Raw genomic sequence first — 3,979 nt, forward strand, 5'->3', positions numbered from 1 at the left:
CGACAGCTGAACACCAATAAACAAAGGGCTTCTCGGAGTTCCCTTTGTTCTCTTTTTTATGCCCTTTTGCCAACCCGGCCAGGGGGAAAACTTCACGAATTATTCACTCAAAACATAGAAATTATGAATCAAAAACAATTAGAGAGATGGGGCTACGAGAAGCCCGAGTGTGAAATTATCGAAACGAGCACGGAACAGTTTATCTGCGTATCCGTAAGGCCCGAACCGAAGACATCCACGGAAGAGGATTGGGATGCAGACCAAGAAGTAGATGGGGGCGACATATACATTTAATCGTCACCCGATAAGTAACCGAAAAAGAAAAAAACAATGAACAAAAAGAGAATCAACCAAATGCTGCTCATCGGCACGATGCTGACGGCAGCCTTATTCAGTGCCTGCTCTAACAACGACAACACCGAGCAGGACCAAACTATCAGTGCAAACAAAACCATTCGTTTTCAACTCATAGACGAAGACTTCGGTGCCGACACAGAAATCGACGCCACGCGTGCCGGTCAAGACACTGTGCTCGGTCGTGATACCATCAACCTGGGCAACAATATCACTGCCGAAATGAGTGTAGAGCGCGATGCAAAACAAACACCCACCACGCGTGCTGCGGGCATGAGCAACGGCACCTACACCGTGTTGGCTTATCAGGGCGGTGTGCTCAAAGGCACGCTGAAAGGCACGGTGACGAGCAACGTGTTTACGGCCACATCGTCCAATCAAGACATTATACTTGCCCCCGGCACCTATACGTTTTATTGTTGTAACGACAAGGTAGACATTTCGGGCGATCATCTCAACGTGTCGTTGGCCAATGCCGGCACAGCCCGTATCGGCACCACCACCGTTACGCTCCCGGCCACGCCGCACCATCAGACCGTCAGCTTTGCCATGAAGCATGTCGGCGCCCGCATACGCTATAAATTCGAAGGATATATGCCTTTCTACGGAGATGCTCGACCACAATATAAGGCTTGGGGAACATCCACACTCGACGCGACAACAGGCAGTTATACATACAGTGACCCCTTGACAACATGGACTCCAATCGGCTCTCTCATGTATCTTAACGCATCCAACGACGGCACCGGCACTTATACGGCTACTGCATCCGACTACGCATATATCCTCCCGTCAGCAACATCGTCCGATTTGGAGATCAATATCAATAGCCTCAACATTTACAAAAAGAGCCTTAGCGGAATCGTTCAGCGCGTCAATAATCTTCCTAGGACATTTTACCAGAACGGTTCGTACACGATTAAAATCACACTGCGATATAATTATAAACTCCTTTACAGCGATGGGACAGTAGATCTGCTATTGCCAAACGGAACGCCTAACCATTCGGCATCAGCCAAACCCATAGGCGTTGTCGTGACAGACAATAACGGGACAGCGGGCAGCGGCATGGCCATAGCGCTCGAAGATGCAAAGAAGAGCGATGGCGATTATGAAATGGACGAGTATAGTGCAGCCCAAGCTATCAACTATTATAACACCTACGGCCCTATAACAACGGGTGCAAATCTGAGCCAATGGTACCTGCCGTCATTAGCCGAATGGTATAAAGCATTGACCGACATTTGCTTTTCACAGGTATATAGGGGGCACTAGCGAGATGCAGTCCATATACTATGCAGCCCTTGACAAAGAATATGTTTTCCAATCTTCAGGAACCATAGGCAACAAAGAATACTGGACCAGCGAGTATGGCAAGGCAGTCGGTATAGATTGGAATAGTGCGGGATATTCTACTCCTGGCACAGGATATGCAGGGGCAAACTATTCCTCCAATAATAAGCATGTGCGCCCGTTCATCCATTTCTAACTATGTCATGACTAAAAGGACAGAGGAATGAAAACGACTGGTCATTTCACCCAAAACGTTTAGACATGTTGGGCAAAACGTCTAATGGTTTTGAGTGAAATGATTAGACGTTTTCGATAAAACGATTAGACGTTTTTCCTGAAATGATTAGACGTTTTTTGGAGAACGAAAAAGGGTTTTGTAGATCGTTGTAAATCAATATATTATAAACAAACAAAAAGGAGACAGGAAATGGACTACTCTCTCAATGAACACGAATTGAAGATAATCGGCGCAAAACTGTTTGTTGCCACGCTGGTTTGCCAGAAAGATCACATCTCGTTTGGGAAGCTCTGCAAACTGATGGCCGAGGATTCGACCGTGGGTGAATCGGATGTCGTGGCTGTGTTTTACAAATTCATCAAAGTGGTGAATTTTCTTTGCTCGCAGGGCTATATCGTCGATGCAGGTCCGCTGGGCACATTCCGTCCGGCGATTCAGTCGAAAGCCGTGGCCAAGGCCGAGGACTTTAAACCCTCGGAACATATCCGGCGCATTCATATCACATTCACACCGTCGGCCGAATTCAAATTATTGAAGGGCGTAGAGTTTCATCGCGTGCCCAAGCAAGAGCGGAAGAAGAAAACGCCGGCGAAGCCAAAGCCGTGAATCCCAGCAGAAGATTAGACTGAACTGAAAAAGCAGGTAGCGCATGTTACCTGCTTTTTAGTATTTGATTCTCGGCTGTTGACCTCGAATTAGGATAAACAGATTGTCCTTCCCTCACACAAATCTCTTCTGCAACCATTTCCTCACGGGGATGTCATACCATTTCAGGCACACCCACGCCAGTGCAATGCAGCCCACAACCAAGGCAAAGACTTGTGGAAGAGTTTGAGAAAAGGCGAGGTCGTTGTTCTTCACCCACGCATAATACGAGTAGATGAAAGGGTAATGCACGATGTAAAGGGGATAAGAGATGTCGCCCAGAAAATTGCAGATACGCGTGGAAAGAGCGTCGGTGGTTTGCCCGGATGCGCCCAGCCATACCACAAACGGAAAGACAAGCAGCACGCAGCAAGCATCATAGAGACCATTTGCCCAGAGGTGCGCGCTCCCACCTATTCGGGGAATGGCCGCAACGACGACAATACCCAAAGCGCACCACCAAAAGGCACCACGCACAGTTCGTTTCCGGAACACTCGGGAAAGTAACAATCCCGCAGGAAAAGCAAACAACACGCGAAGCAACCCGCCCCAGAATCCGCCATTGTCAAACGTCCAACCGGCCCCCAAATAGCCGTCGACATTGGTAACGGCATAACCCAACAAGGCGCCGCCGGCAACACAAACCCAAACAGAGAGCCAACGCGTGGACAATCGGCGAATAAGCAACACATACAATATGTTACCGATATATTCATAAAACAGCGACCACGTGGGACCATTCAGCGGAAATATCTCGCCAAACCCGCGCACTTCCACACTGCTCCACGCCGGCACCAAAAACATGTTGAGGAGTGTGGCCAAGAGCAAAAGGAGGATCGGAACATCCGAAACCCTCCAATAGTCACACCCCTGGGTGTAAAACATCAATGCGCCGATCACAGCTCCCATCACCACCATGGGATGCAGACGCACAAGTCGGCGCTTGACGAATGTCCACACACCCATCGTAGCCCGACGGTCGTCGTAAGCATAACCGATGACAAACCCCGACAGCATAAAAAAGAAGTCCACCGCCAGATAACCGTGGTTGACGCATTGGTCGAGGTAGCTGGTGGCAAAAGCCTCGCCTATGTGGTAACAAATGACAACGAGTGCAGCCACGCCACGCAGTCCGTCCAACAAATGATAATGAGGTTTGGTGTCGGCAAAAGCCGCCGCTGAAATGTTGTTTCGATCCATTGTGAAATATCCGTTTTGCTTTACGAGCCACAAAGATAAGCATAAAACCGAGGAAAACAAAACTCCTGATCAGCTACCTGTCTCTGTGCTTCAAGAATTGCAAATATGGGAGGACAGTCTCAACTTTTCGTATAAATGTTTGCGAGATTAAGAAACTTTACTTACCTTTGCCGGCAGTTTTCTTAGCCCCCTAAGTTAGGGGGATGGGGGTCTGAACAATTAAAGAGATGATTAAAAAAGCAAATATAA

General features: G+C 48.3%; 5 protein-coding genes. 4 read left to right on the forward strand and 1 reads right to left on the reverse strand.

What is annotated here, in order from left to right:
- Nucleotides 1-123: 123 nt before the first annotated feature.
- From JCM12259_RS12350 to JCM12259_RS12365, 4 genes are all read left to right on the forward strand, one after another.
- Nucleotides 124-294 carry a hypothetical protein gene (locus JCM12259_RS12350; protein WP_025066672.1) on the forward strand — a complete coding sequence of 57 codons (171 nt, stop codon included), beginning with the start codon at nt 124-126 and terminating at the stop codon, nt 292-294.
- Nucleotides 295-330: 36 nt separating this feature from the next.
- Nucleotides 331-1,629 (forward strand): hypothetical protein, encoded by a 1,299-nt coding sequence (locus JCM12259_RS12355; RefSeq protein WP_025066673.1) that lies wholly within the window; start codon nt 331-333, stop codon nt 1,627-1,629.
- Nucleotides 1,630-1,633: 4 nt separating this feature from the next.
- Nucleotides 1,634-1,843: a hypothetical protein gene (locus JCM12259_RS12360; protein WP_025066674.1), complete on the forward strand. Its 210-nt coding sequence runs from the start codon at nt 1,634-1,636 to the stop codon at nt 1,841-1,843.
- 231 nt (nt 1,844-2,074) lie between these two features.
- Nucleotides 2,075-2,491: an HU family DNA-binding protein gene (locus JCM12259_RS12365; protein ID WP_025066675.1), complete on the forward strand. Its 417-nt coding sequence runs from the start codon at nt 2,075-2,077 to the stop codon at nt 2,489-2,491.
- Nucleotides 2,492-2,605: 114 nt separating this feature from the next.
- On the opposite strand, the gene JCM12259_RS12370 is transcribed toward JCM12259_RS12365, so the two are convergent.
- Nucleotides 2,606-3,730: an acyltransferase family protein gene (locus JCM12259_RS12370; protein WP_025066676.1), complete on the reverse strand. Its 1,125-nt coding sequence runs from the start codon at nt 3,728-3,730 to the stop codon at nt 2,606-2,608.
- Nucleotides 3,731-3,979: the final 249 nt, after the last annotated feature.

It is taken from the genome of Hoylesella enoeca JCM 12259 (assembly GCF_000613405.1).
GTDB classification, from domain to species: Bacteria; Bacteroidota; Bacteroidia; order Bacteroidales; family Bacteroidaceae; genus Prevotella; species Prevotella enoeca.